Origin of the sequence: Methanopyrus sp. KOL6 (assembly GCF_002201915.1) — an archaeon.
GTDB lineage: Archaea > JAADCQ01 > Methanopyri > Methanopyrales > Methanopyraceae > Methanopyrus.
In genome coordinates this window covers 630,525-653,299 of record NZ_CP019470.1, presented here as the reverse complement: position 1 = coordinate 653,299, position 22,775 = coordinate 630,525, and the positions used below count along the sequence as shown (strand labels likewise).

The 22,775-nt window shown below is 55.1% G+C and carries 24 protein-coding genes and 1 rRNA gene; 5 read left to right on the top strand and 20 right to left on the bottom strand.

Annotated features, from left to right (window positions below; genetic code table 11):
- Positions 1-4: 4 nt before the first annotated feature.
- The 4 genes from amzA to BW919_RS03685 form a co-directional block, all read right to left on the bottom strand.
- Positions 5-532, bottom strand: coding sequence for an archaemetzincin AmzA (amzA, locus tag BW919_RS03700; RefSeq protein WP_088335710.1), 528 nt, complete (start codon positions 530-532; stop codon positions 5-7).
- 1 nt (position 533) lies between these two features.
- The gene (locus tag BW919_RS03695; protein WP_088335709.1) at positions 534-761 is read right to left on the bottom strand and encodes a hypothetical protein; all 228 of its coding nucleotides are present in this window, start codon (positions 759-761) and stop codon (positions 534-536) included.
- Positions 762-804: 43 nt separating this feature from the next.
- A 5S ribosomal RNA gene (rrf, locus tag BW919_RS03690) occupies positions 805-928 on the bottom strand.
- Between the two features lie 40 nt (positions 929-968).
- Positions 969-1,742 carry a TatD family hydrolase gene (locus BW919_RS03685; RefSeq protein ID WP_157665979.1) on the bottom strand — a complete coding sequence of 258 codons (774 nt, stop codon included), beginning with the start codon at positions 1,740-1,742 and terminating at the stop codon, positions 969-971.
- Between the two features lie 166 nt (positions 1,743-1,908).
- Between BW919_RS03685 and ilvN the strand changes: the two genes are divergently transcribed.
- The gene (gene ilvN, locus BW919_RS03680; RefSeq protein ID WP_232452914.1) at positions 1,909-2,388 is read left to right on the top strand and encodes an acetolactate synthase small subunit; all 480 of its coding nucleotides are present in this window, start codon (positions 1,909-1,911) and stop codon (positions 2,386-2,388) included.
- Position 2,389: 1 nt separating this feature from the next.
- Here ilvN and BW919_RS03675 read toward each other — a convergent pair whose 3' ends face one another.
- The gene (locus tag BW919_RS03675) at positions 2,390-4,264 is read right to left on the bottom strand and encodes a threonine--tRNA ligase (RefSeq protein ID WP_088335706.1); all 1,875 of its coding nucleotides are present in this window, start codon (positions 4,262-4,264) and stop codon (positions 2,390-2,392) included.
- Between the two features lie 260 nt (positions 4,265-4,524).
- Between BW919_RS03675 and BW919_RS03670 the strand changes: the two genes are divergently transcribed.
- Positions 4,525-4,866 carry a carboxymuconolactone decarboxylase family protein gene (locus BW919_RS03670; RefSeq protein WP_157665977.1) on the top strand — a complete coding sequence of 114 codons (342 nt, stop codon included), beginning with the start codon at positions 4,525-4,527 and terminating at the stop codon, positions 4,864-4,866.
- Here the strand turns inward: BW919_RS03670 and BW919_RS03665 are convergent.
- From BW919_RS03665 to cooS, 6 genes are all read right to left on the bottom strand, one after another.
- Positions 4,838-5,575: a V4R domain-containing protein gene (locus BW919_RS03665; RefSeq protein ID WP_088335704.1), complete on the bottom strand. Its 738-nt coding sequence runs from the start codon at positions 5,573-5,575 to the stop codon at positions 4,838-4,840. The two genes, BW919_RS03670 and BW919_RS03665, sit on opposite strands and share 29 nt — an antisense overlap.
- A gap of 732 nt (positions 5,576-6,307) precedes the next feature.
- Positions 6,308-6,511 carry a hypothetical protein gene (locus BW919_RS03660; RefSeq protein WP_088335703.1) on the bottom strand — a complete coding sequence of 68 codons (204 nt, stop codon included), beginning with the start codon at positions 6,509-6,511 and terminating at the stop codon, positions 6,308-6,310.
- An 87-nt stretch (positions 6,512-6,598) separates the two neighbouring features.
- On the bottom strand, positions 6,599-7,510 hold the full coding sequence (locus BW919_RS03655; protein ID WP_088335702.1) for a Coenzyme F420 hydrogenase/dehydrogenase, beta subunit C-terminal domain: 912 nt from the start codon (positions 7,508-7,510) through the stop codon (positions 6,599-6,601).
- Between the two features lie 3 nt (positions 7,511-7,513).
- Positions 7,514-8,242: a 4Fe-4S binding protein gene (locus tag BW919_RS03650; protein WP_088335701.1), complete on the bottom strand. Its 729-nt coding sequence runs from the start codon at positions 8,240-8,242 to the stop codon at positions 7,514-7,516.
- 12 nt (positions 8,243-8,254) lie between these two features.
- Positions 8,255-9,364: a nickel-dependent hydrogenase large subunit gene (locus tag BW919_RS03645; RefSeq protein ID WP_088335700.1), complete on the bottom strand. Its 1,110-nt coding sequence runs from the start codon at positions 9,362-9,364 to the stop codon at positions 8,255-8,257.
- Between the two features lie 26 nt (positions 9,365-9,390).
- The gene (gene cooS, locus BW919_RS03640) at positions 9,391-11,307 is read right to left on the bottom strand and encodes an anaerobic carbon-monoxide dehydrogenase catalytic subunit (RefSeq protein WP_088335699.1); all 1,917 of its coding nucleotides are present in this window, start codon (positions 11,305-11,307) and stop codon (positions 9,391-9,393) included.
- 138 nt (positions 11,308-11,445) lie between these two features.
- On the opposite strand from cooS, the gene BW919_RS03635 reads away from it, so the two are divergent.
- Complete coding sequence (locus BW919_RS03635; protein ID WP_088335698.1) at positions 11,446-11,874, top strand: hypothetical protein; 429 nt, start codon at positions 11,446-11,448, stop codon at positions 11,872-11,874.
- Positions 11,875-11,879: 5 nt separating this feature from the next.
- On the opposite strand, the gene BW919_RS03630 is transcribed toward BW919_RS03635, so the two are convergent.
- The 3 genes from BW919_RS03630 to BW919_RS03620 form a co-directional block, all read right to left on the bottom strand.
- Positions 11,880-12,638 carry a DUF166 domain-containing protein gene (locus tag BW919_RS03630; RefSeq protein ID WP_088335697.1) on the bottom strand — a complete coding sequence of 253 codons (759 nt, stop codon included), beginning with the start codon at positions 12,636-12,638 and terminating at the stop codon, positions 11,880-11,882.
- 231 nt (positions 12,639-12,869) lie between these two features.
- Positions 12,870-13,640 (bottom strand): TatD family hydrolase, encoded by a 771-nt coding sequence (locus BW919_RS03625; RefSeq protein WP_088335696.1) that lies wholly within the window; start codon positions 13,638-13,640, stop codon positions 12,870-12,872.
- Positions 13,641-13,706: 66 nt separating this feature from the next.
- Positions 13,707-14,093, bottom strand: a complete 387-nt coding sequence (locus BW919_RS03620; protein WP_088335695.1) for a ferritin family protein — start codon at positions 14,091-14,093, stop codon at positions 13,707-13,709.
- A 184-nt stretch (positions 14,094-14,277) separates the two neighbouring features.
- On the opposite strand from BW919_RS03620, the gene BW919_RS07845 reads away from it, so the two are divergent.
- Entirely contained in the window at positions 14,278-14,421 is a 144-nt protein-coding gene (locus tag BW919_RS07845) for a hypothetical protein (RefSeq protein ID WP_157665975.1), read from the top strand.
- A gap of 30 nt (positions 14,422-14,451) precedes the next feature.
- Here BW919_RS07845 and BW919_RS03615 read toward each other — a convergent pair whose 3' ends face one another.
- Genes BW919_RS03615 through BW919_RS03600 form a run of 4 tightly spaced genes read right to left on the bottom strand, consistent with a single transcriptional unit; the run spans position 14,452 to position 19,057 of the window.
- Positions 14,452-16,149 (bottom strand): acetolactate synthase large subunit, encoded by a 1,698-nt coding sequence (locus tag BW919_RS03615; protein ID WP_088335694.1) that lies wholly within the window; start codon positions 16,147-16,149, stop codon positions 14,452-14,454.
- Entirely contained in the window at positions 16,142-17,413 is a 1,272-nt protein-coding gene (locus BW919_RS03610; protein WP_088335693.1) for an amidohydrolase family protein, read from the bottom strand. Before BW919_RS03610 ends, BW919_RS03615 begins: the two co-directional genes overlap by 8 nt.
- A gap of 2 nt (positions 17,414-17,415) precedes the next feature.
- Positions 17,416-17,892 carry an HAD family hydrolase gene (locus BW919_RS03605; protein ID WP_088335692.1) on the bottom strand — a complete coding sequence of 159 codons (477 nt, stop codon included), beginning with the start codon at positions 17,890-17,892 and terminating at the stop codon, positions 17,416-17,418.
- A 4-nt stretch (positions 17,893-17,896) separates the two neighbouring features.
- Positions 17,897-19,057, bottom strand: coding sequence for an RNA ligase (locus BW919_RS03600; RefSeq protein WP_088335691.1), 1,161 nt, complete (start codon positions 19,055-19,057; stop codon positions 17,897-17,899).
- Positions 19,058-19,095: 38 nt separating this feature from the next.
- On the opposite strand from BW919_RS03600, the gene BW919_RS03595 reads away from it, so the two are divergent.
- Positions 19,096-21,279 carry a 6-pyruvoyl-tetrahydropterin synthase-related protein gene (locus BW919_RS03595; RefSeq protein WP_088335690.1) on the top strand — a complete coding sequence of 728 codons (2,184 nt, stop codon included), beginning with the start codon at positions 19,096-19,098 and terminating at the stop codon, positions 21,277-21,279.
- Here BW919_RS03595 and BW919_RS03590 read toward each other — a convergent pair.
- Both BW919_RS03590 and BW919_RS03585 read right to left on the bottom strand, forming a co-directional pair.
- Complete coding sequence (locus tag BW919_RS03590; RefSeq protein WP_088335689.1) at positions 21,251-22,108, bottom strand: CBS domain-containing protein; 858 nt, start codon at positions 22,106-22,108, stop codon at positions 21,251-21,253. The genes BW919_RS03595 and BW919_RS03590 overlap by 29 nt on opposite strands.
- Before the next feature lie 6 nt (positions 22,109-22,114).
- Positions 22,115-22,705 carry a CBS domain-containing protein gene (locus BW919_RS03585; RefSeq protein ID WP_232452942.1) on the bottom strand — a complete coding sequence of 197 codons (591 nt, stop codon included), beginning with the start codon at positions 22,703-22,705 and terminating at the stop codon, positions 22,115-22,117.
- Between the last annotated feature and the right edge of the window lie 70 nt (positions 22,706-22,775).

Genomic DNA, 22,775 nt, shown 5'->3' with positions numbered 1-22,775 from the left:
CCGCTCAACCTCCACGCTTCAAGTTTCCTCGAAGCAACCCGGCACATTTTCGACAGAAGTTCGGTGATTTGCGGTCTACCTCTAGTAATGAACTAGAGAAGCTCATCACGCAGTTACGGTCCGAGCAGTGGCCTAACCCGAAGGTATGTCCGAGCTCGTGTGTAAGCTCCTTTACGACACGTTCCAGGTATAAGTCCGGATTCGGATCCAGCAGTCGGGCCACTGAGACTACTGCCTCTCTACCTGGGCATCGGGCCTGACCGAAGACGAAGTTGAGCCCCGGAGCGTAGAGATCCTCCGAGGTCAATCCTAGGACACGGTCGTACTCCCCTTTCACGTTGCGTAAGATATCGAGGAGAGCACTTGCTAGGTACTGGTCTCTCACCTCTGAGTACGCATGTTCGGGTAGTTTCTCTCGTTTCCTTTCCACCTCTACCTCGTCCAGGTATTCCGATACGTGTTCCTCGAACCTGCCGACGATACTGCTGAGTAATGGGATCTTTCCGTTAAACGCTACCAGGCATAACTTCAAGCTATTTCACCCTGCCCGTTAGTACGGCCATGCCTATCATCAGTAGTAAGAACCCCATCAGACCGAAAACTCTGTCTCCACCTCGTCTGAACGAGATTACTACGTCTAACCCACCTACTATCAGGGCTAACACCCCGACGGGCCACCTAGGACCGCCGGCGAAGGCTAACACCAACGCGCCGAGGAGTGCCACGGCAGAGACTAGCGCGGCCAGATTCGTCTTCTTCAACGGCTCGCCCCCATCGTTTTAAGATTCATAACAATTTGGGCAACGGCGGCGGCATCCCGGGCTTCCCGCGCCCTCTCGGAGCGCAGTACCACCCGGGACGCGGCCGGGCTTAACTTCCGGGTTCGAGATGTGGCCCGGGTGTGGCCCCGGCCGCTGTGGCCGCCGCCACGGCTACGCACTGGGTGAGTTGTATTTAAAATTTTCTCCTCATAGGTCGTAGAACTCCAACGCGTTACGAGTTGTGGTCTCAACTACCTCGTCGACGGGAACTCCTTTCACTCGCGCAAGCAGCTCTATTATCCTCCACACGTTTTGAGGCTCGTTGCGTTCTCCCCGCACCGGTGACAGGTACGGACTGTCCGTCTCCGTAAGCGCCGCTCCTAACGGTACCGTCTCCAGCAATTCCCGCGTTCTCTCATCCTTCGATCCACGAATGACGTGAATCGTCGACAGTGAAACGTAATGGCCGGCGTCCGCGATACGCCGAGCTAGCTCGGCCGACCCGTCGTAGCAGTGGAACATGGCAACTACGTCGTAGCCCTCCAGGACCTCGAGGGCGTGCTCCTCCGCATCCCTGGCGTGGATCACTACCGGCTTGTCGAGCTCTTCCGCGAGCTTCAGAAACCTCTCGAAGATCTCTCGCATCTTCCTGCGCTCTCCTGGTTCCTTCACGTAGTAATAGTCAAGACCTATCTCTCCGATTGCCGCAATCCTATCGGTATGCTCACTGATAATTCGGACCACGTCATCGATGACGCTTTGCTGCATCCTCGGCGCTCGTGGAGGATGGAGTCCGATCGTGGGGAACACGAACCCCTCGAATCTTTCCGCTAACTCTAGGGTCCGCCGTGCGGTTCCAGGAGTAGCCCCGCAATCGTACACACGTAACACCTTCTTCCGCGACCGTTCCACCACTTCGTCTTCCTCGCCTTTGAAGTGTTCGAAGCAAAGATGACAATGAGCGTCGACGGGTTTCTTCAATCGAGTCCCCCCGCTCCTCCGGATAACATTTCACTGTCGGGGTCGGCGAAAGGGCTGGATCCTCATCGGTTCCTCGGCTAGGGAGGGCCTCCATCATCCCTATCCTTGAGTGGGAACTGTCCGAGAAATAAGACACACACCTGCTAATTAATTGGGGGACTTGAGGTTGTCCAAGCGTCGCGTACTCTCGGTGCTCGTGAAGGACCGGCCCGGTGTCATGCAACGTGTGTCTGGACTTTTCAGGAGACGCGGGTTCAACATCGACTCTATCGCCGAGGGCCCATCAGAGCGGGAAGGGTTGGCCAGAATGACGCTCACGGTGAAAGGGGACGACCAAACGATCGAACAAGTAGTGAAGCAACTCAACAAGCTCGTCGACGTTATCAAGGTCTCGGAGTTGGACCCAGAACGCACTGTGGAGCGGCAGTTAGCATTGGTCAAGATCAGAACGAAGGACCGTGCGAGGGCCGCCGAGTTGGCTCGAGCCGCGGGCGCCGAAGTAGTCGATGTGGGTCGTGAGACCATCACAGTAGAGATCGTGGGGGAGCCGCGGAGTGTTGAGTCTCTCCTCGAGCTTATGAAGGATATCGGCAACATCGTCGAAATCGCTAGGACGGGTGTTGTGGCGATGGAGAGGGAGACGTGAGTTACCTGCCGAACCGCGGACGCCGGCTGAGGCGGTCCGGCATCGCCAGTGGGACCCTCGGTTTACCGGCCGTTTCGCGCTTCAACCGCTCCACGAGCTCATCTAACGTCATCTCCTCACGCCGCTGTTCTTTCAGCGTGGATTCCTCTCGTATCGTCACCGAGAGCGTGCCTTTCTTCACTTCCTCCTCACCGATAACGACGACGTACGGTATCCACTCTTCACCCGCGTCCCGGATCTTACGTCCCACCGGCTCATCGCGATCATCTAGGTCGACCCGGAACCCCTCATTTTTCAGCGCTTCGAAGACTTTTTCCGCTTCCTCTAGCACTTTCTTCGAGACTGGGATCACACGCACCTGTATCGGTGACAGCCACGTCGGTAGAGTCGGCAGCTTACCCTCCTGCTTGAACCGCTTGTACTGGCTCTCGAGGATCGCGCATATTACGCGTTCAAGGCTCCCAGTTGGTGAGCAGTGTAATATCACTGGATGACGTTCATCACCCGACTCATCCGCGTACGTGACTCCGAAGCGCCTCCCACTCTCGACGTCGATTTGTACAGTCGGGTTCTCGATGGGTCTGCCGAGGCTATCAATGAACGCGAAGTCCACCTTACATTCCCAGTAGTGTTTACGTTCTGGCAGTACCTCCACTAGTATGGGCTTCGCGTCACCGTACGCCTTTTCCACGGCCTCGGACAGTTTCTCCAAGACTTCCTCCCTCTCCTCCAGGAACTTCTCCGTGGTTCTGAACACCACTTCGTACTCCAGCCCGAGATCCAGTCCTACCTCCAAGCATAATTCCGCTTGTTCGAGGAACTCTTCTACGGCTTCATCCATGTCAGCGCAAACAGTATGGAGATCGGGCATAGTGAACGCCCGTAACCGCTTCAGCCCGACCACCTCGCCACTCTGCTCCAATCTGAAGCTTTGTGATAGCTCGTAGATCCTCAGGGGTAGATGACGCCGGCTGAGCGTTGTGTCCGCCAGTAGCCTGAAGGCTCCGAAGCAGGCTGCGTACCTCAGCATCAATGCCCTGTTTCCGACCCTCATCCGATACTGTCGTTCCCCGAATTTGTCGGCGTGCTCTCGGATAGCGTCCTCGCTCAGATCGTACATCACGGGTGTCTCGACGACTGCCGCTCCTAGATCGGCGATGAGGTTCTCCACGTACTCCGCCAGGCATCTCCTGACCACATGACCCTTCGGGTACCAACGCACGTGTCCAACGTCCGCTGCCAGCTCGTGGTCGCAGATTCCCTTCTCCCGTATCAGCTTCACGTGTGCGGGTTCCCTGTCGCTCACTTCACGTTCTTCGCCTAGCTCGTTCACCACCAGGTGCCTGAAGTCTTCGGGAAGTTCCGAAAGATCCACTTCTTCTACTGGCATCAGTTCCCCGTCCACATACATCAAGAACTCGGACTCGATCTTCCCCTCCTCGACTTCCTCTGCGACCTCCGGTGTTACCGTCCTGGAGAGCTCAGAAAGTGGGTGTCCCTTGCACGCCAACCGGAACGCCTTGTACCATCCGAATGGGGCTCTCACGACTTCATACCCGCGCTCTTTCAGGAGGCCTTCCATCCTCTTCAGAACCTCGACGGCAACGTCCGGAGAAGCGAGATCGTCGGCTAGATGAGCGTACGGGTACAAGACTATCCTATCGACCTTCAATTTACTAGCGACGTCTTCGATCTCCTCTACGGCCGCTTCGGCGATAGCCTCTGAATTCTCCTCATCGGCCTCCTGGACCGCTGCGAAAACAACCATACAGTCCTCAACTTCCGCCTCCTTGATAGGCGGCTCTTCTTCGGCGATCTTGGTCTTCTGCCTTGCCTCGAACGACATCTCGTCCGCGTGAATGAACAGCAGTCTCACCTAGCCTACCCCGGTCGGACCTCAGGAACAGTCTGATAGCATCATCGGACCCCACATGAGGGGGAACGTCCACTCACTTCCCGGAAACGTTCAACACACCATATCGAGTTGCCATACCGTCCAATAGCTAGGGATAGCTAGGGCATTACAGGATTCGGTGCGCGGGCTTTGGGCATCTGGAGAAATTAAAGATTTTCGACTTTGATAGAACACGCTCCCCGTTTAACTTCTCCCCAACTATGGCGTGCGGGGGGCTGCCGTTGTCTAGGAAGCCCGGCGAACCAGCCGAGAGGGAGGAGGAAAAAGGTTTGATAGCCGTGAAGTACGCCGAAGAGATGCTAGGAGATGAGTACGCGGAGATCGTTGAGGAGCTGCATAGAATAGTGTGGAATGAATCTCCGTTGGACAACAAGACGAAACACCTTATCGCACTAGCTTTGGCGGCGGCTGCCGGAGACGAGCGTAGAGTAAACCTCATTGCCGAGACAGCGAAGAACGTAGCTGAAGTCACCAACGAGGAGATAGCTGCAACACTAGCCTTGGTCGCCTGGGTAGAGGGAGTGTCCAAAGTCACTAGGACCTGGGGTGTTCTTCGCCAGTAGCTGGCTCCGCCACGAATACGCATTTATGAGCGCCCTCTCCGCAGCACTCTATCTCTCGGACTTCGTAAGTTAGTCCACTCAAACTCGACAGAACACCAGCTATTATTCCCGCTTCCAGATGACATGCGGGGCCGTAGGGTAGGTCGGAACACTCTCGACATCCTTCAATCTCGACCACCACACGGTCGTCCTCCTGATGGAATTCCACTGACTCTGCTATGATCTCTAAGCCCTTCCGTAGCACGTCCTCCCCAGGTTCCAGTTCCGCTAGTCGCTTACCGACCTCCTTTCCGAGCTCGTACAGGACCTCCGAAGCGTCAATACCCAGCGATTCCAACACCGCGCGATATGCGGCCGCGATCACTAGTGCCATCGACGTTCCCAGATCTTCCCCACGTTCTAGGACTTTCATGACGTATTTGGACGCGTCTTCGAGCTTCGGTTCCGACACTCGGACGGGTCTCCTCACTAGCCCGTAGTAACGCTTCGGGAGTGGAGTTTCGCGGTCCTCCTTAATGACGTCCACGAGACCGACCTTTCGGAGTTCCTGTAAATGGTGATGAACAGTCGATTTGGACATGTTCAATTCTTTAGCGATATCCGATATAGTCATCGATCCGCGCTCTTCCAGCAGTTTCAGAATCTCACGCCGCGTTTTGCTGTCCAAAGCCTTTGCGATCTCCTTCGGCACGTTAATCATCAACTTCATAGCTCGGACCCCCTTGAAGGTTCCGACCGTCGAGCCGCGCCGTCAGCTCTGGTGCCCCCTGCCCAAACCGGGCCCCAGACTCGTCTCATCAGGTTAACAGATACCCGCCCTCAACGCGTCGTTGTCCTAATCTTCTTTATCCAGGGTTAAACTTACACAACCGCCCATCGACCGGTACTGCCTACAGGATTCAAGCTCCCAGTACAAGTCGGATCATCACCCGTGGTTTTCCAAGTGATCCGTTCGACTTTGATTTTTAATGTAACCGAAACCATGTCACGGTAGTTACTGTCCCTAGCCCCGCCAGGATGACTCCCGAGTCCTGAGAAGTCTTTAGCACGCGAAGACGGCGGAGGTCTGACGACGAGCTCAAGATTTCCCCATCGAGTGGGGAAGGAACTTCGAACGTTCTTTAGACGGACGGAAAAAATCGTACCGTTTCTCTAGGAGTCGATCGAGGGTAGCGCGCGGGCCGATGCCTCAGTAACCCGTATCTGACGTGTTCACGTGTCGATAACACCTACCTCCCAGGTCACTTTGAGGGGACGTAGGGACGTCAACTGGAGATCAATTCTCAGTATCCCTAGACTTGACGATTACGCGGCAGTGCCCGCGTTTGATCGGTTCGTGTTCGATGATGAAATCATAATCCAGAGCGTGCAGAACCTCCTCAGCCATAGTCGCAAACGCGCACACGTTGTAGCTGAAGATGTGACCTTCTAAGCTGGGGTTCTAGCCTACGAACTCTTCGATCAGATCGCGCGGGCAGATCTCACACCCTCTCACGTGTACGACTGCCTCTTCCGACTTCTCATCTACCCTGACGTCTGCCCCTAGAAGGCTCTCTGCCACGGTTTTGACAAGCTCTGCAGGCTCAACGTCTTTCAGCTCCGGATGCTCGCGCAGTAACGCCTTTACCGCGTTTTTGCATACCATTCGCCGTAGAGTTGGAGCTTTAGAGGAAGTACCTCAGGAAGTCCCTCGGTCCTATCACAGCTCTGACCCCTGAGTAAAAGTAAAGAATTATAATGGAATGTTTGGGTGGTAAGGCCTCCAAGTGGCACACACTGAGGTATTAATGCGCCTCCTCTTGTCCCTGGCCAGTCTCTCGAGCAGGTTCGGATCCCCTTCTCCGATACCCTTAACTTCTAGGACGTTGTCGTCTACGGCGGATCGGAACACTTTCTCGCCTCTCTTCGTTCGAATCAGGACGATATTCCACCCGTCTGGCGCGCCTATGGATCCCACGCTGATGTCTGCGTCCTCAGCCGTTAAATCCGTGCAGTAGTTACACGCTTCATTGGCGTAACCGCCTAGCTCGGAAACCGGTACCGACCGTTCATTACCGTCCTCGGTTTTTACTACGAATTTACCACGACTGATGTCCATACGCTCGACGTTCTCGATGCTTACTTCTATGTCTTCGAGTAACTTCAGTAGGTTCTCGTACTGGAAGTTCTCGGTGCAGAAGATACCGACTGTCAGTTCCACCCTATCCATCACGCTGGTCATTCCGTAAGGGTACACCTCCGACTTCTTCACTGCGGTAATTTGACACGGCGTCCCTACGAGGGCTACTGAGTCATACGAGGCTATGGCCCTGTCGAGGACGCTAACGTTCGGAGAGATTGAGTACTTCGATCCGGCTGTCTCGATTAGTTCGTCTGGATCGGTGACGATCACGGGCTCGGGCTTCCAAGCTTCTGTTGTGGTAGTCGAAGTGACTACGGCTTCCACCGTACCCTTCTCCAACGCGTGGACTAGCAGCGCAGTAGTGGTACCTCCGTCCTGTCCGCGCTCGCGAACGAGTTCGTCCGTTGCTCTGGTTAAGTAGATTTCACGGTACTTACCTACGATCTCGGAGTCCAGGAGGTCGTTCTTTGTGGGTTCATCTTTGTTTTTATTCACCATTTTTCGGATCAGTTTGCGCAACATAGATCACCTCCCATTGGGGATCTTGAACGATCTAGGACAACTCACGAAGCAAGTTCCACACCGAATGCATCTCTCTTGTTGGATCACTGGTTTCTCGTCCATCTCGATGGCCCACGCCGGACAGGAGGCGGCGCACGTTCCGCAGCCAACGCAGAAGAGATCTCTCTCAATCACGTCTAAGTCACAGCCTAAGCACAAGTCCTTGTTCGACGTCAGGAGCACGTCCTCGACCGGTATCGTCGGACCGGTTACTTGGGATGACAATTCCGGTGTGAGCTCGTGGAAATCTCCGGACAGGACTTCGTACGGCCGGAGTTCATCCTCGTTCTCCTCCTCTAGCGCTCTGAGGAAGGATGCGATCACGTCAGTAGTGGGTGGGCAGCCGTTGATAGCATAGTCCGTGTCGATGAATTTGGCGGCTGGGAAGACCGTAAAGTGGTATCTGTCGGGATCGCGCATGCCTATAACGTGTCGCTCGAAACCTCCGGTGGCAGCACAGGAGCCCAGTGATACCACAGTGCTGGCGGCTGAAGCCGCCTCCTCTAACTTCTCCAGGGTCTCGGCGTCGGCAAAGTCCACCGAGCCTTCTACGAACAGAACGTCAGCGTCCGGTTCTCCTTCGTCGCCATCTAGGCTCGACCAGACTATCTCATGACCATCTTCGTAGCAACACTCCTCCAGGTTCCTGGCGCATGCACCACAAGCCATAAGGGACAGAACGGCCACCTTCACTTCGAGCTCCCCCTAGTGAGTAAGACATCTACCGGAGAGGCCGACCGCGCGCAGAACGGTTTCAGCCCCGTCAACCGTCAGGCCGCGTACCATCTCCACGGCCGCCGCAACCTTGAAGTTGCATGGTGTTAGCATCAGGGCTTTATCCACGCGCCCCGCCCGTAGTTCCAGCGAGACGATCAGGGTACCTTCTGGTGCCTCTACGGCCGCCGTACCCACTCCCGAGCCGAGCTCGACGTCCGTTCGGAAGTTCCCGGTCGGGTCTAGCCCGGATGTGGCGTTTGCGATACCGTCGAGCATCCTCGCTATTTCCTCGGCCCTGACGGTGTAGAGGTCTAGCGGGTTCTCCACTCTTCTTACTCGGGCGTAAGGACCGACTAGGACGGGTTCCCCGTCATACCTGGCGACGACGTTGTTCGCTATCTTCAGGGTGGTTCTCATCCGGTAGAACTCGTCCGGCATTAGAACCTCGACCTTGTCTGGATCTATGTCGCCCTTGTACGTATCCGAAACCTTCAGTCCCGTCGGTACCTCTTCAGTAGTCTCCACATTGATATCTTCCTCCGCCCGATCTACCTCGAATCCGACCTCGTCTTCGAGCCTGTCTGCTACATCGGCGGCATCTTTGGCTACGGATTCAATCCTGTTCACGGGTAGCCTTTCGATGTTCATACCTCCTACGGTCACGGCCGGTGGGTGATCTGGCTTTCCTCCGACGGCATACATGATGTCTTTCGCTGCCTTTACCAGGTCGTATGCTGACTTCTTCACGTTGATGAAGTCGGTCCTCGCCAGCACGGTGGCGTGTGCCCTGACGATGTTAGCCATGTTCAGAATCTCACGCGCTCGCTCTGCTTCGTCCTGGATCTCGACGTCAAGAGCCGCCTCGGCCGCCTCGGCTACGGCGAGCCCTAGACTCGCGTCACAGCTGGCGCATACTCGTTCGGCTGCTACCACGGCGAACTCCACGGGCTTCTCGAGGACGAGCGTCTCCCAGGAGACAGGTGTCGTACTGGAGCACACTTCGGCGTTTACAACCTCGCCCTCCGCGATTTCTGCCACCATATACAGATCGCCAGGAGCTCCCGTTGCGATACGGATCGCCTCGATCTCCATGACCATCACCATCCCGGAAGTGTGGGTTGGAACTAGATACCGAGCCGTTTCCGCTTTTCTTCGATCTTATCGGCTAGGGTCTTTCCGGCCCGTCTCATGTCCGTCTCTACGATCAGCTCGCCGCCGGTGAGGTCCGGTAGGTCTTCCAGTAACGTCTTCGTAACCAGTTCGCTACCGGTCACTGGCGGCACTGGGCTCACGTGCAGCGTGATACCTAGAGCTAGGGCCGAGGACGCGTCCGCTAGGGCTTGCTCCTCGAGCCACTGTGGCGCACTCGCAACGGCGGGTACGTCCGGTATGTCGATTTCTTCACCTGTTTTCTCTCGAAGTATCTCTGCAATCTCGAAAACGAGATGCTCGACTTTACCGATCGCTAAACACGGGCCGTAATGCAGTACCGGTGGAATATTCAACTCCTCGCACACCTTCCTGAGGTTATCACCGGCCAGCTCGGCTGCCTTAGGGTTGAACAGTCCAGCATTGGCGAATGCCCCGTTCACACAACCTGCACCGAGCACGAGCACGTCGCGCTTGATCATCTCCTTTGCGAGTTCGACCGCCGGCACGTTGTGGCCGCCGCTGGAGAGGTTCGTACAACCTACGATGGCGCACACTCCTCGGATAGTGCCCTCTTCGATCAGCTTGAGAACGTTCTCCCAACCTACCGCCTCCTCGATCGAGAAGTATCCGAACCCGACCACGTTCTCGTGCTTATGCTCCGGCTCTAGGATCTTATCTTCGTGCTTCGACCTCCGCTCCTTGAACGCCTCTATAGCTCTCCGGACGGCCTCCTCCGCGACCTCTTCGGCACGCTCCGGGTCCCATAAGATCAGCTTTGCTCCCCACACCTTAGCCACGTCGTCGACTGCGATCAGCTCAACGTCCAGCTTTTCACCGTAGAACTTCAGACCTGGGAACGTGCAGTTAAACTCGCTCACGATCGCGTCCACGAGACCCGTCGCTGCGAGTGCCTCCGTAGCGAAATTGTTGCCCGCGAAACCCGCGTACGTGTCCGGTAGGTGGTCGGCACGTGCCTCGAAATCGTCACCGACGCACGTCGCACCGATGATCCTGATGCCTTTAGCGCCTGCCGCCTTGGCCTCTTCTTCCAGCCTCTCGGCGGCGTCCGTTAGGTATTTCATGAGAGACATCTGGTGACCGGTGGTCATGATGTTGACATAGTCCGGATCCAATATTCCGGGACCACCCTCCGTTTGCGTGATCCTCGGGCTACCGAAGAGGATATCGTTGATCGTCTCCACTCCGAAAAGCGAAACAGGTCCGGTGATCAGTCCCAGCCGCAGCACGTGGAGGAGCATGTCTAAGGGATCTGAGTTGAGGTTCGTACTTGTCTTGACGAGTGCGTCGTGTACCTCCGACTTAGCTCCGCCCGGAATTAGACCCATTTCTTCATACATCTCGATACGCCAATCCGGCACAACCGCCTTGAACACTTCCGATTCCTCGTATCTCGGCCTGTAAATGTCCTCGAGGATGAACTCCGCGATCTCTTCGGCCACGTCTTCCGGTTTACCTGATGCATCTAGACCGTAAACTTCGGCAGCGTGCCTCAGCGCCTTCTCGTCCGCGATCTCGTAAGGGGATTCCTCGTCCGCTACGGACTTTAAGGCCCTGGCGGCGTTTTCCAGGCAGTGTAAGTAGCAGGCGGCTCCGGCGGCGACGTGACGCAAGAAGTTCCGTGCTACGATCACGTCCGCCGTCGCTCCGCAGACACCTCGTGGCGTCTTCTCCGTGATCCGGCACGGGCCGTTCGAGCAGATGTTACACCAAACGCCCTGCTTGCCATACGGGCATTTCGGGAACTGAACTGGCCATCGGATATGTGGGGTCTCTACACTCGGTATCTCCTCATTCAGCTCCTTTGCGTGCTCGACCAGTTCGCATACGACTTCATCAGTGTACGGACACGAAGGTTTCTTCTCTTCCACGGGGATCCCCCTGTTCGGTACTGTTGGAATGTTCGACATTATTCGATCGTTATGAGGGTAGCTCGACTTATATTAGTTTCGATTTTTATCAAACGTTTGAGTACTTCCGAACACACTGATACGAGGGAGGAGCCTCGATTGCATGCCCGATGCAGGTGTCACAAGGTCAAACCGACGGACGCTAACCTGCGGCCTCTGGTGAAGTACATCTTCGCGTTCCGGCCCGGTCTAGACAAGCGCTCCCTGTTCCGTGCGGTGTATTTACTGGACAAAGCTTTCGAGCGTGAGACCGGAAGACCACTGACGGGAACTGAATACGGTCACTGCATACTGCTCAAAGCACCCTACTTCTCCGTCGATGTGAAGGAAGCTGTCTTCGATCTGCTCCGTCTGGGTGAAATAGAACTGAGACCAAAGCGCCGAAACGGAGAGCTTGTTTCGACGTACTATCCCGTGGGTTACAGAGTCGAAGACGTCGAGGACGACGTACGCAGGGAGTACAATCTATACGAGGATAAGTGGAGACTGTTCCGGGAAGTTTTGGAGAGGGTACTAGGAGAGGAGTGAGATACCTATAAGGTGTCGTTATCTATCGCTTCTTCGAGCGCTCGGAGAGCCGCCTTGATGTGCAACCGTCCCGCTACGTGGAGCAGGGTGTCCCCGACGTGCTTGTCGACCTCCATCGAAGCCGTGCAGGGGTACGAGTGGTGCGTCTCGGAAACTGTAGCCTTCACCTCTTCGGGGTCAGCGTCCACACCGACCAGTCGTTTGGCCACGAACCACGTGCAACCGCATGGCGACGATCGTACTACGTTGACGTCGGTCACGACGCCGTCCTCGACCTTCATAAACAGCTTAGGCTTCCCGATCATGCCCGCGTCGCAGAACGCCTCGGTTACGGGACCCGACGGTTCCAGGTCGCACCCTGGCCTCGCCACGGTGAGCTCCACGCCGTCTCCTTCGCACACCTCTCGTAGTTTCTCCTCGATCCACGGGTCGATCCAATCGGGTTCCTCGACGGGTACTATCAGTGCCTTGATTTTGTACACTCTGGGTAACGCTACAAGGAGGTCTGGGTGCAATCCGATCACCACAAGAACATCTACTGGTGGTATTTCTGGGAGGTAGTTCTCTGGCTCGTCGATGAACGATGGTAACTCCTCCGGTTTAGGTATCCTCTCAACGGTGACAAGGGAGTCGATGAGGGAGTACATGTCGTATTTGCATCCGTCGCATGCAGGCCCGCAAGCTCTGCAGTGACCGGGTTCGTTCAGTAGATTGGTTATCATCCTCTTACCGAACGGATGTGAGTAGAGCGCGGCGAAGCGCAATCGGTCCTCACGGCCCCTCGTGAAACGTCATCAAGGACGACTAGAACGAGGGTTCGTCCTCAGGTCTTAATCGGTCTCGTGATGAGGAAGTGATCCTTAGGAATCGCTGTAGGATTCGTCTTCAATGTGGGGTCGCTCTGACAGGCTTGATCACACGCCCGTGTGATCTACGATAAAAGGAAGGAAGAAGGAACCGGAGCTGCCTGAAACCTCGTGCTCTAGGGCTAGGGGTTAGAGCCCGTAAAACCTCTTGGCGTTCCGGGCTGTAACGTCCCGGATAACGCCTTTCTCGACGTTCCGGCGTTCCAGTTCGAGGGCCAGCTTGGGGAGAGCGAGTGGATCGGCGGCTAGTGATCCCAGGTCACTGCTCGCGATGAGCGTCACCTCGTCGGCGTACTCCTCTACGATATCACACGCTTCCCACACGTCGAGCTCTCCCGGTCGGAGTGTCAGCCCAACCGCGTACCCTTCCTCACCGATTAGCTGGACGGTCTCCGCCGAGGCGTGGTCCACTAACACCAGTGATTGATCTATACCCGAGGAATTTAAGATATCCAACACCCTCTCGGTGATTCCAACCTTGTTCTTGCTCGGCGTGTTGACAATGATGGGTACCTCGTATTCTCGGGCTAACTCCAGCTGGACCTTTAAGGCTCGGATTTCTCTATCGTCTGGATTTTCGTTGAGACCTGTCTCTCCGATCGCTACGACGTCATCATAACTTAGGAGATCTTCGATTTCCCGTAGCACGTCACTCACGTTATCCGGTACTCCTCCCGGATGTACCCCCACTGCCACTTTGACCGTTAGCCCTGCCTTTCTGCCTCTCCACGTTTCCACTTTGAGTAGCCTCCGAAAGAGGGCGGAGTACACTTCGGCCGTCATGTCAGGGTAGGGATCGTGAGAGCACGTGATGACAGTTCGGACTCCAGATAAAGCCATCTTCTCGATGTCTTCGTAACTCCTAACGTCGAGGTGTACGTGCGCATCGATGTACCTCAAAGGTCCACTCCCTCGTTTCGGATGTCATAACGATTGAGCGAGGGCGGCGAAGAAAGGTGCTTGGGATTACTCATTCAGCTTTTCTAGGGCCGCTTTGAGCATCTTCCTGTGGTGCTTCTCGTCGTATGCTGTGGCCTTCAGCAGGGTGATAACCTCGTCGTCCAGCTCATCGGAGTGGTGGTCGGCCTCGTCCATTCTGGTCTCGTAGGCGTTTTTCTCACCTTCAATCATCTCCTCCATCTTCTCGATTAGTCCCTTTAGACTGTTCTCTACTTTACCTGCTATCAGTGCCGCTGCGGCCGCATGTCTGGCTTCGTCCATGGCGATTTGCTCCAGCAAGTCACCTACTTCGGGATAACCCTGTTCTCTAGCGACGATAGCCATCGCCATGTAGATGCCCACTTCGGTAGTTTCTCCCTTGAACCACTTCTCGAGGTACTCCTCGAAGTCCATATTCGGACCCCCCTCGATCCTCGTCCGCTACGTGCCTTTTAACTTTTTCGAAGTAGATCGAACAACGCTGTGCCCATTTCGTGAACACGGATCGCGCTTTAGGAACTCCACACCCTCGTCATGACACGCCTTCTATTTTAACGACCTCGTACATTCGTGGGTAAAACGAGTGGGGGAGGACCCGATGAATTTCGGACGCGTCCTCCACACTCTATCCGGAAGTGATCGGGTGGAGTTGGAACGCTGGGAGGACGACCAGACCACTCTCGAAATGCCTGAAATGTGCACAGCGATGTTGGTGCCCCGTGTGATAGAGGTCGAGGAGTAGATCCCTTCCATCCTTTTTTACACTTCCTCCTTATTTTTCACCCAAGATGTCGCGCAACTCGCCTCCCGGCGGTACCATAGGGATGATTTCTTTCGGGTCCACGAACACATCCACCACTACCGTGCCCGGAGTCTCGAAAGCTTCCTCCACTGCGGACTCCAGCTCGCTCGGCTCTTCCACGGTGATCCCGGTCGCTCCGTACGACTCCGTCAGTTTCACTATGTCGGTTTTCTCATCGAGTTTCGACTCCGACAACCTTTCGTCATAAAACAGTCTCTGCCACTGTGCTACCATCCCCAGTAGTCTGTTATCCATTACGAAGACTTTCACCTCGATGTCGTTGTCCACGGCCGTGGCTAACTCCTGCGCTGTCATCAAGAATCCGCCGTCTCCTACCACGGCGACCACGGTTTTCTCCGGTGCGGCCACCTTGGCACCGAGCGCGGCCGGGAGACCGAATCCCATGGTCCCTAAACCGCCGGAGGAGATGAACCTGCGCGGTTCTTCCACCGGGAAGTATCGTGCCATCCACATCTGGTTCTGACCTACGTCCGTCGTGAGGATGTAATCCCGATCTCTCAGGGCTTCGTGTAACGCGCGTACGAGCTCACGTGGGCTGATCCGTTGGTCGGACTCCGTGTGTTCCGGAGGCATCTCCACTTCGGCCTTAAGTTCCTCGATTCTCTTCCCCCAGCGCTTACGTTCCCTCAAGTACTTACGCCGCTTCAACTCCTTGATCAGGTCCCTGAGGACTAGCTTCGCATCACCGACTATGGGCACGTCGACTGGAATGTTCTTGCCGATCTCGGCGGGGTCTATGTCGATATGGATGATTTTCGCTCCGGGAGCGAATCCGGAAGGATCTCCCGTAGTCCTATCCGAGAACCTGCACCCTACAGCGAGTAGTACGTCGCACTCCGTTAGCGCGTAGTTCGCAGCCTTAGTGCCGTGCATACCGGCCATACCCAGTGCTAGTGGATGATCCTCTGGAAACGCTCCCTTCCCCATGAGGGTCGTAGCCACCGGGGCACCGAGCAGTTCTGCGAGCTCGATCAGCTCCCGAGTGGCGTTGGATATTACACACCCACCACCTGCCAAGATGACGGGTCGCTCTGCCTCGGCGAGTAACTCCGCTGCCCGTTTGACTTGAACCGGATGGCCGCGCTTGACCACGTTCAATCCCTCGACCTCGACAGTTTTGGGTATCTCGATATCCGCTTCCGCTTCCTGCACGTCCTTAGGTACGTCGATATGAACAGGTCCCGGCCGACCGGTGATAGCTATCTTGAACGCTTCCTTCACGACTTCCGGTATCTCCTCAGGTTTCCCTATTTGGTAGTTGTGTTTAGTGATGGGCATGAACACGCCGACGGCGTCGACCTCCTGGAATGCGTCCTTTCCGATCATGGTAGTGGGAACCTGTCCGGTGATGGCTATTACCGGGGACGAGTCCATGTAAGCTGTGGCAATACCTGTGACTAGGTTCGTCGCCCCTGGTCCCGATGTCGCCACGCATACTCCGGGTTTCCCTTTCACTCTCGCGTACCCATCGGCGGCGTGAGCAGCTCCCTGCTCGTGTCGTACTAGGATATGTTCGATCGAAACCTCGTCGTAGATCTCGTCATAAATCGGTAGGACGGCGCCTCCCGGGTACCCGAAAATGTGCTCGACACCCTCTTCTTTCAAGCACTCGACGAGTACCCTGGCACCCGTGGGCAACTCACTCACCCTCCAATATGACCGGCTTCCCTTCCCGCCGAGATTCCTTGAGGTCGTACACCTTGGTTCCGTCGATCAACTTGATTGGTTCTCCGAACATCCGCATACCGTCGTAGGGGAATTTCCGATCTTCCTCTCCGAACTCTTCGGCCCGGACGACAAACTCCCGCATTCGGACAACCGTTATTCTAGCACGTTTCCCCACCGCTATCTCGCCCAGGTCGTCGCGGCCTAGGAGCTTCGCCGGTCGGCGCGTGATCATGGCTATAGCGTCCCTCAGTGGTAAACCTAATCGTTTATGTAACGTGAGAGCCGCTGGCAGGATAACCTCTCCTCCAGTGACCCCTGATGGGACGCCTTCGAACTCGTCCTCGAAGGTGTGTGGGGCGTGATCGGAGGCGAGTACGTCCACGTCCCCTCTTCTCACAGCGCGCAGGAGTCTGAGTCTGTGATGACTACCTCTCAGTGGAGGGTTCACTTTAAACACCGGGTCTTCCGGGTCCACTCGCAGTACGTCGAAAAAGAGATGATGGGGAGTCACGTCCACGGTGATGTCCGCTCCTTTTGCGATCTTTACCGACTCTGGCAGCGTGACGTGAGACAGGTGGATACGGCACGGGTATCTCGCCTTGAGACCGGCCAGGAGCCCTACGGCGGCTGTTTCGGCCTCCGGTGGCCTATTTTTCAAGTGCTCGTAGAGGTTTCGAGCCGGCTTCTCGGCCACCAGCTCGTCGAGCTCGGGATGGAATATTATTAGAGGTCCATCAGGTGGTAATTCCTTGAAGATCTTCGGGAGCGTGCTCCACGGTATCGCAGGCGCATCAGTGGACGTCGCTAGGAACACTTCTCCGAGCACGTACGTCCCGGCTTCGATGAGTTTCTTAGTACAATGTGGGTCCTTCACGCCTCCGGCTACGATGACCTCGATCTCAGCGTTCTCCCGCGCCAGTTTCTCCTTTTCGTAGTACGCTTCAGGTGTAGTGGGTGCCGGACGCGTGTTCGGCATGTCTACTACGGTGCCGACTCCCCCTAAAAGAAACCTTCTTGTTTCGGTTTTGAACCCAAACGGATAGTCCGGGTGCGGGTCCCGGCAATGCACGTGCAGGTCGATCGGCGCTGGAACAGCTAGCTCCCTTCTTCCTAGTTCCAACGTGAGGTCGGCCTCTTCGTTCAATCTCTTGCCGATCTTAACTATCCAACCATTTTCGATCAGCACCTCGCGCTCTCGTACCCGTCCTCCGATCAAGATCTTACCCTTGAGCAGCGCCCGCAACGTTAACACCTCAACGTCGCCCTGAGCGCTTTCGGATCTAAGAGTAGCTCCAGGGCTTCACGTGGCTCTCGCACGACCACGTCTGCACTCAGCAGGGTTTTCGAACACGCTCCCTCCGGGCCTATCACGCAGATGCTCAATGCAGCCCTTTTAAGCATCAACTCGTCGTTCGCACCGTTCCCAACGGCAGCGCAGACTTCCGGTCCCAGTTCCTCGATCAGTTCGGCTTTATCCTCCCGCTCGTTCCCGGCGCTTACCTTGTAAATCTCGATGTCCAGTCCGGCACCGTTCAGTTCGTTTTCAACCGTACCGTAAGTATCCGCAGATGCGACGACAATGTGCACGATTTCGGTAAGTTCTTGCAGTGGCTCGACGACGCTTTCGAGCAACTTTCCTCCCGAAGCTATCGTACCGTTGTAATCGAGAACTAGGTGTTCTAACCGCAGTTCGCCTCGACCTGGGATCTCTACTTCTATCAAACCCCTACAGGACCCCCTCCTCGAGGATTCGTGACACCTTATCACCGGTCCCGAAGTAACGCTTTCGTAGTACCGCACGGACGGTTCCGTCCTCCCTCTTCTCAATGATCTCAAGTGAATGAGTTCCTCCGGTAACCTGGTTCACGAAGTCTTTGTACCGGTCGAACCACTCTCGTGATTCGAAGGTTAGTGGGATTTCTTCGTAGGCTTCGCCTTCCTCCACCACTTGCTCTACGGCTCTCCTCAACCCTTCCACTATCGCCCTCCCTATCTCCGCGCCTCGACGCTTCAGCTCTTCATTCCTCTCACACCATTCAAACGATTGGAATCCCTCTCGGATCGTACGAGTCAGCACGAAATCACGACCTAAGTCGAACGCGAACCTGAACGCCCACTCGATCTCCTCAACGTGCGCCGAGTGTGTCGTGTACTTCAGTGGTGGTAACCTTCGATCCGGATCCTTGATGACGATACCTTCTCGGCCCTCACGATCGAGCTCTCGGACGATCCGGTGGATCTCCTCGACTTCGCCCACCTCGAACTCACCGAAGCACCGGACGCGTTCGAGCCCATACTCGTCAACGCTCAGCTTCTCCTCGTACGACCAGAACCGTCCACTCGGGTCTCGGACATCGAACACGAAGAACCCCACGTCACGGGCTTCTGGGTACTCGCGGGACACGTACGGATTCTCCTTCCCCACGAACTCACCACAGACTACCGTTTTGGGGTAATCCTCGAAGAACTGCTTCAACTCATCCCCGAACATAGTCCGGAGCTTGTGAGTAGTGTACGGGCAGATCAAACCTCCGCGCGTGGCTGCGTACACATCTCCGTCCAGCTCGAACACGCGTACGTTGTGGCCGTTCATTTTTTCTTCTACGATCACTTTACCTACTTTCCCGAACCTCGACCTGAGAGCCGGCTCAAGCAACAACGCGCGCTCAATCTTGGGAAACCCGCGCAACAACAACCCGTGGCTCGGGACGATCAAAGTTCCCCGCTCGAACCCAGCGAATTCCCGTACGGTTCTGTAGTAGGCGAAGTCCGGGAAAGACGTCTTCACACGTCGGATCGTACCACGCTCTATGGCCTTTTCTACGCGCCATTCCTCCGATTCGAGCATCATCGACAGCTTCTTAACGTCCTTAGAAGGGTCAGCCACGCTCTCACCCCGCGGACGAAGGGGGAAGGAAGAGGACGTTGGACCGTAAAGATGTACTGTGTGCACTGGTCGCTTTCATGGTTGGTACGGTGGTGTCTTCTCCCTCTCTTAACTACGGTTGGAACTGGTTTCCTAGCGGTGCAGACGCGCGCGGACACATGACTAAGGTTTGGATGCTCGAAAAGCTCTGGTCGATGGGCGACGTGCCGTACCCGAAATGGTCAGAATACTGGTACTGTGGGTATCCCTTTCTGTGGTTCTATCCGCCTCTGTCATACTTCATCCCTGCCTTGATTACGCACTTCGTAAAGACGGACGTTCTAACGGCGTGGAAATGGTGGACTTGGCTGGCTTACTCGCTTGCGGGACCGTCGGTGTACGCATCCGCCCGTCTGATGGGTGCCTCACCGTTAGGGTCTCTGATCGCCGCCGTCGCGTACCAGACGTCCTACAATCACATTGAAATTACATTCACTGAAGGTCGGATCCCGACTGTTGCTGCCATCGTCTTCTACGCACTAGTTCCCGGGCTGCTCGTGGCCGTATATCGGAGGGTCTGGGAGCGCGGTCGCTGGGCCGGTTATTTGGCGCTCGTGCTCTCACTGACCGTTCTCACACACCACAGCTCAGGTCTGGCAGCTATAACGGCGTGCCTGGCCTACGTAGCGCTCCGCGTCTTTCGATCCTGGACGTTGTGGGCGGTGGGGAAAGAAGAGCTTCCTTCGATACTCCCGGAAGTACCGGGACACGCGTGGGTGCTTTCCGCTATCTTGCTCTCGGTACTCGCGGTTTCGTGGTGGTTGGTACCCGCCCTTGAGTACCGAACGTACTCCTACACTACCAAGCCGAAGTGGTGGATCAGCATGTCTTCGGTGCACGATCCGTGGGAGTTCTTCGTACCGGGTTACTGGAAAACAAGGTATGCTAAATACGTGGGTGCGGTCCAGTTCTTCCTTGGTTGGTCGGGGCTAATCCTCGCGGCACGACGCCGTCCGAGAACTTTCTTCCCCTTTGCAATCATGACAGGCGGGGCACTGCTCCTGTCCTTCGGGCTTGTGCTTCAGAAGCCCATGGAACGGATCGGTTTCGAACCGAAATGGTTTTTGATGTTTTCAGCAGTGATTCTCTGCACATTTGTGGCATTTGTTATTGATAATTTCCGGTCCCTAAGGCGACACGCTGTACTAATAATGACATGTTCAATAATGATGATCGATGCAGCAATCGGTTTAAAATACGCTTATTGTCCAATTCACTACACAGTTTCTGAACTGTCGGCTTTACTGTGGGTGAAGGAGCATACTGGGCCGTGGGATAGGGTAGCAACGGTAGGATATCGGGCACTTTGGGGGATGGAGCCTTACATTACTGGTGCCCCATCAGTTTTCGGATGGTATCGTGAAGGTACTCCAATTCGGGACATTGTCGTACAGTACCAGCGTTCATTCAAGCGTATAGAACCCAATAAAGCGTTGAAAATAGGGGATGTATTAGGAGTTCGGTTCTTGATATTAAGTTCACGAAAACCATATGCTAAGCGTATGATCAAGGAACTGGAACGCGTCGGTGTGCGACCTATTCGTGATTATCGATGGGTGAGAGTTTACGAGTTTAATCCGATAATAGGGTACGAGATGGATGGTGTTAAATCGGTATTTTTAGGTAATAAATACAGGTATATGAGACTTTGTAAACTGTTGCGATATGATCCTAAATACGCACCAGCGTACGCCTTCACACGAATTCCTAATTGTGACTTGGTACGTTATGCTCATCCACAAGTTGTGGTGATGGATAAACACCCATCACCTGAAGAAGTAAGGGTACTTAAGGAATTTGGAGTTAAGGAAATCCTAGTGCTGGATAGATATCGTAAGTCCAAAACTAAGATGTTCGGGATCAATATAGTTCATGACAGACCACTTCATATTGCGAAGATGCTACCTAAGAGGAACCTAAAACCGATACGTGTGGACTTGGGACACGCTTGGTTCAAAGTCTATGGGCGTGGGTGGGTATGGGTGAAGGTACCTTACTTCCCCTGCTGGATCCCGGATCGAGGCGTGAGGTTGGGTGGCATTGACAATATGATCTTGCTTCGCGTTCCGAGTCCCACCACCGTCAAATTCGTTTGGAACACTCACCCACTTTGGATTGCTCTTTCGGCTTTCAGCCTCTGTGTTTCATTGTACCTCACATTCTCTCGGCGATGGCGTACGTAATATCTCGTTCGGTTATGACTCCTATTACATCGTCACCATCCGTTACCACTAAACTTCCGACGTTAGCCCCCTTCATCGTTAATGCTGCTTCTTCGATATTAACGTCGGGCTCGATTGTGATGACATCTTCCGTCATGATTTCTTCTACCGGTACATCCATAACTTCTTCAACAGACGCATCAGGTGATGTTTCGGTAGCTATGCTGGAGACGTGATGGAGCACATCAGTAGCGGTCACGAGGCCGCATAACCTCCCATTTTCAACTACTGGGAGCCTCCGAAACTCTCTGTCAACCATTATCTCCGCGGCTTCGAGTATCGTAATGTCCGATGGGACTGTTTCGGGGTCTTCGGTCATTATCTCTTCAACTTTCGTGTCCTCCAGCACATCGTAAAGATCGGCCATAACGTCACGTTCAGTGATTATGCCTACGAGCTTCTTGTCTTTCACTACAGGTAAAGCCCCAACTTCGAACTCAAACATCGTTCGAACGGCCTTACGGACGGTATCGTATGGGGTGATGACGTAAACTTCAGTTCTCATTAGTGATCTCACAGGCTCGTGGAGTGCCGGAAGAAGCGTGCCCTCATATCGGCGCTCTATTATCTTCCGACGCTCTCCGACCAAGTAGTCTAGCACATCCTTGCCCGTCAGAATACCTACCAGTTCCAGATCGCCCGGTTCCGTCACTGAAATCCGGCGGAACCCGTACCGTATCATCGTGTCGACAGCGCTTTTCACTGTGGCGGTAGGCGGCATCGATACGACGTTCGTGGTGGCTAACCTCATGACGGAGGTGTCTGGTAAACCGGAACGACGCGTCAGCACGGGTGATCACTCCTCGAGTTCCCTATCTTCGATTTCCCTGCCTAAGACGTCCTCATAACACTCGGGACAAACCCACACTCCGTCGACGAATCGGAGCTCTTCCGAGTAAGTTTCACAGAGATCGCAGACTCCTTCAATAATCTCTGACACCTCCTCTAGTTCCTCTAGCTCTTTCTGGAACTTCTTCATTTCCTCCTCTATGGTCGCCACCAAGTAGGGCTCGACCTGAAGGATGTCCTGCATCGTTACGATACCTATCAGTTTACCATCATCATCTACGATCGGAAGCCTTCGAATCCCCTTGTCCACCATCAGTTTCACGGCTTCGTTGACTTCCATGTCCTCCTCGACGGTAATCACCGGTTGAGACATGATATCCCTGGCTATCACTTCGTCGGGATTCTTACCCTGTGATACCACCTTTATCACGAGATCGCGCTCTGTGACGATACCGATAGGCTCGTCTTTCTCGTTCACTATGACCACGCTGCCGATGCCATGTTCCCGCATCTTGTAGGCGATCTCTACTGCGGTTTCCGTGGGACTACCCGTGATCACGTCACGTCTGGCTACCTCGCCTACCGACACGCTGCGCACCAATGAGTGACACCCCCACGGAGGACGCGCGTCTTCTGCCGTTGTAATAACTCCACCGGTTACGCTTGCG

Excerpts from the sequence above, each read along its gene's own strand:
- BW919_RS03665 (WP_088335704.1), bottom strand. The coding sequence starts at position 5,575 with ATGAAGTTGATGATTAACGTGCCGAAGGAGATCGCAAAGGCTTTGGAC.
- BW919_RS03660 (WP_088335703.1), bottom strand. The coding sequence starts at position 6,511 with ATGGTATGCAAAAACGCGGTAAAGGCGTTACTGCGCGAGCATCCGGAG.
- BW919_RS03655 (WP_088335702.1), bottom strand. The coding sequence starts at position 7,510 with ATGTTGCGCAAACTGATCCGAAAAATGGTGAATAAAAACAAAGATGAA.
- BW919_RS03645 (WP_088335700.1), bottom strand. The coding sequence starts at position 9,364 with ATGGTCATGGAGATCGAGGCGATCCGTATCGCAACGGGAGCTCCTGGC.
- BW919_RS03620 (WP_088335695.1), bottom strand. The coding sequence starts at position 14,093 with ATGGACTTCGAGGAGTACCTCGAGAAGTGGTTCAAGGGAGAAACTACC.
- BW919_RS07845 (WP_157665975.1), top strand. The coding sequence starts at position 14,278 with ATGAATTTCGGACGCGTCCTCCACACTCTATCCGGAAGTGATCGGGTG.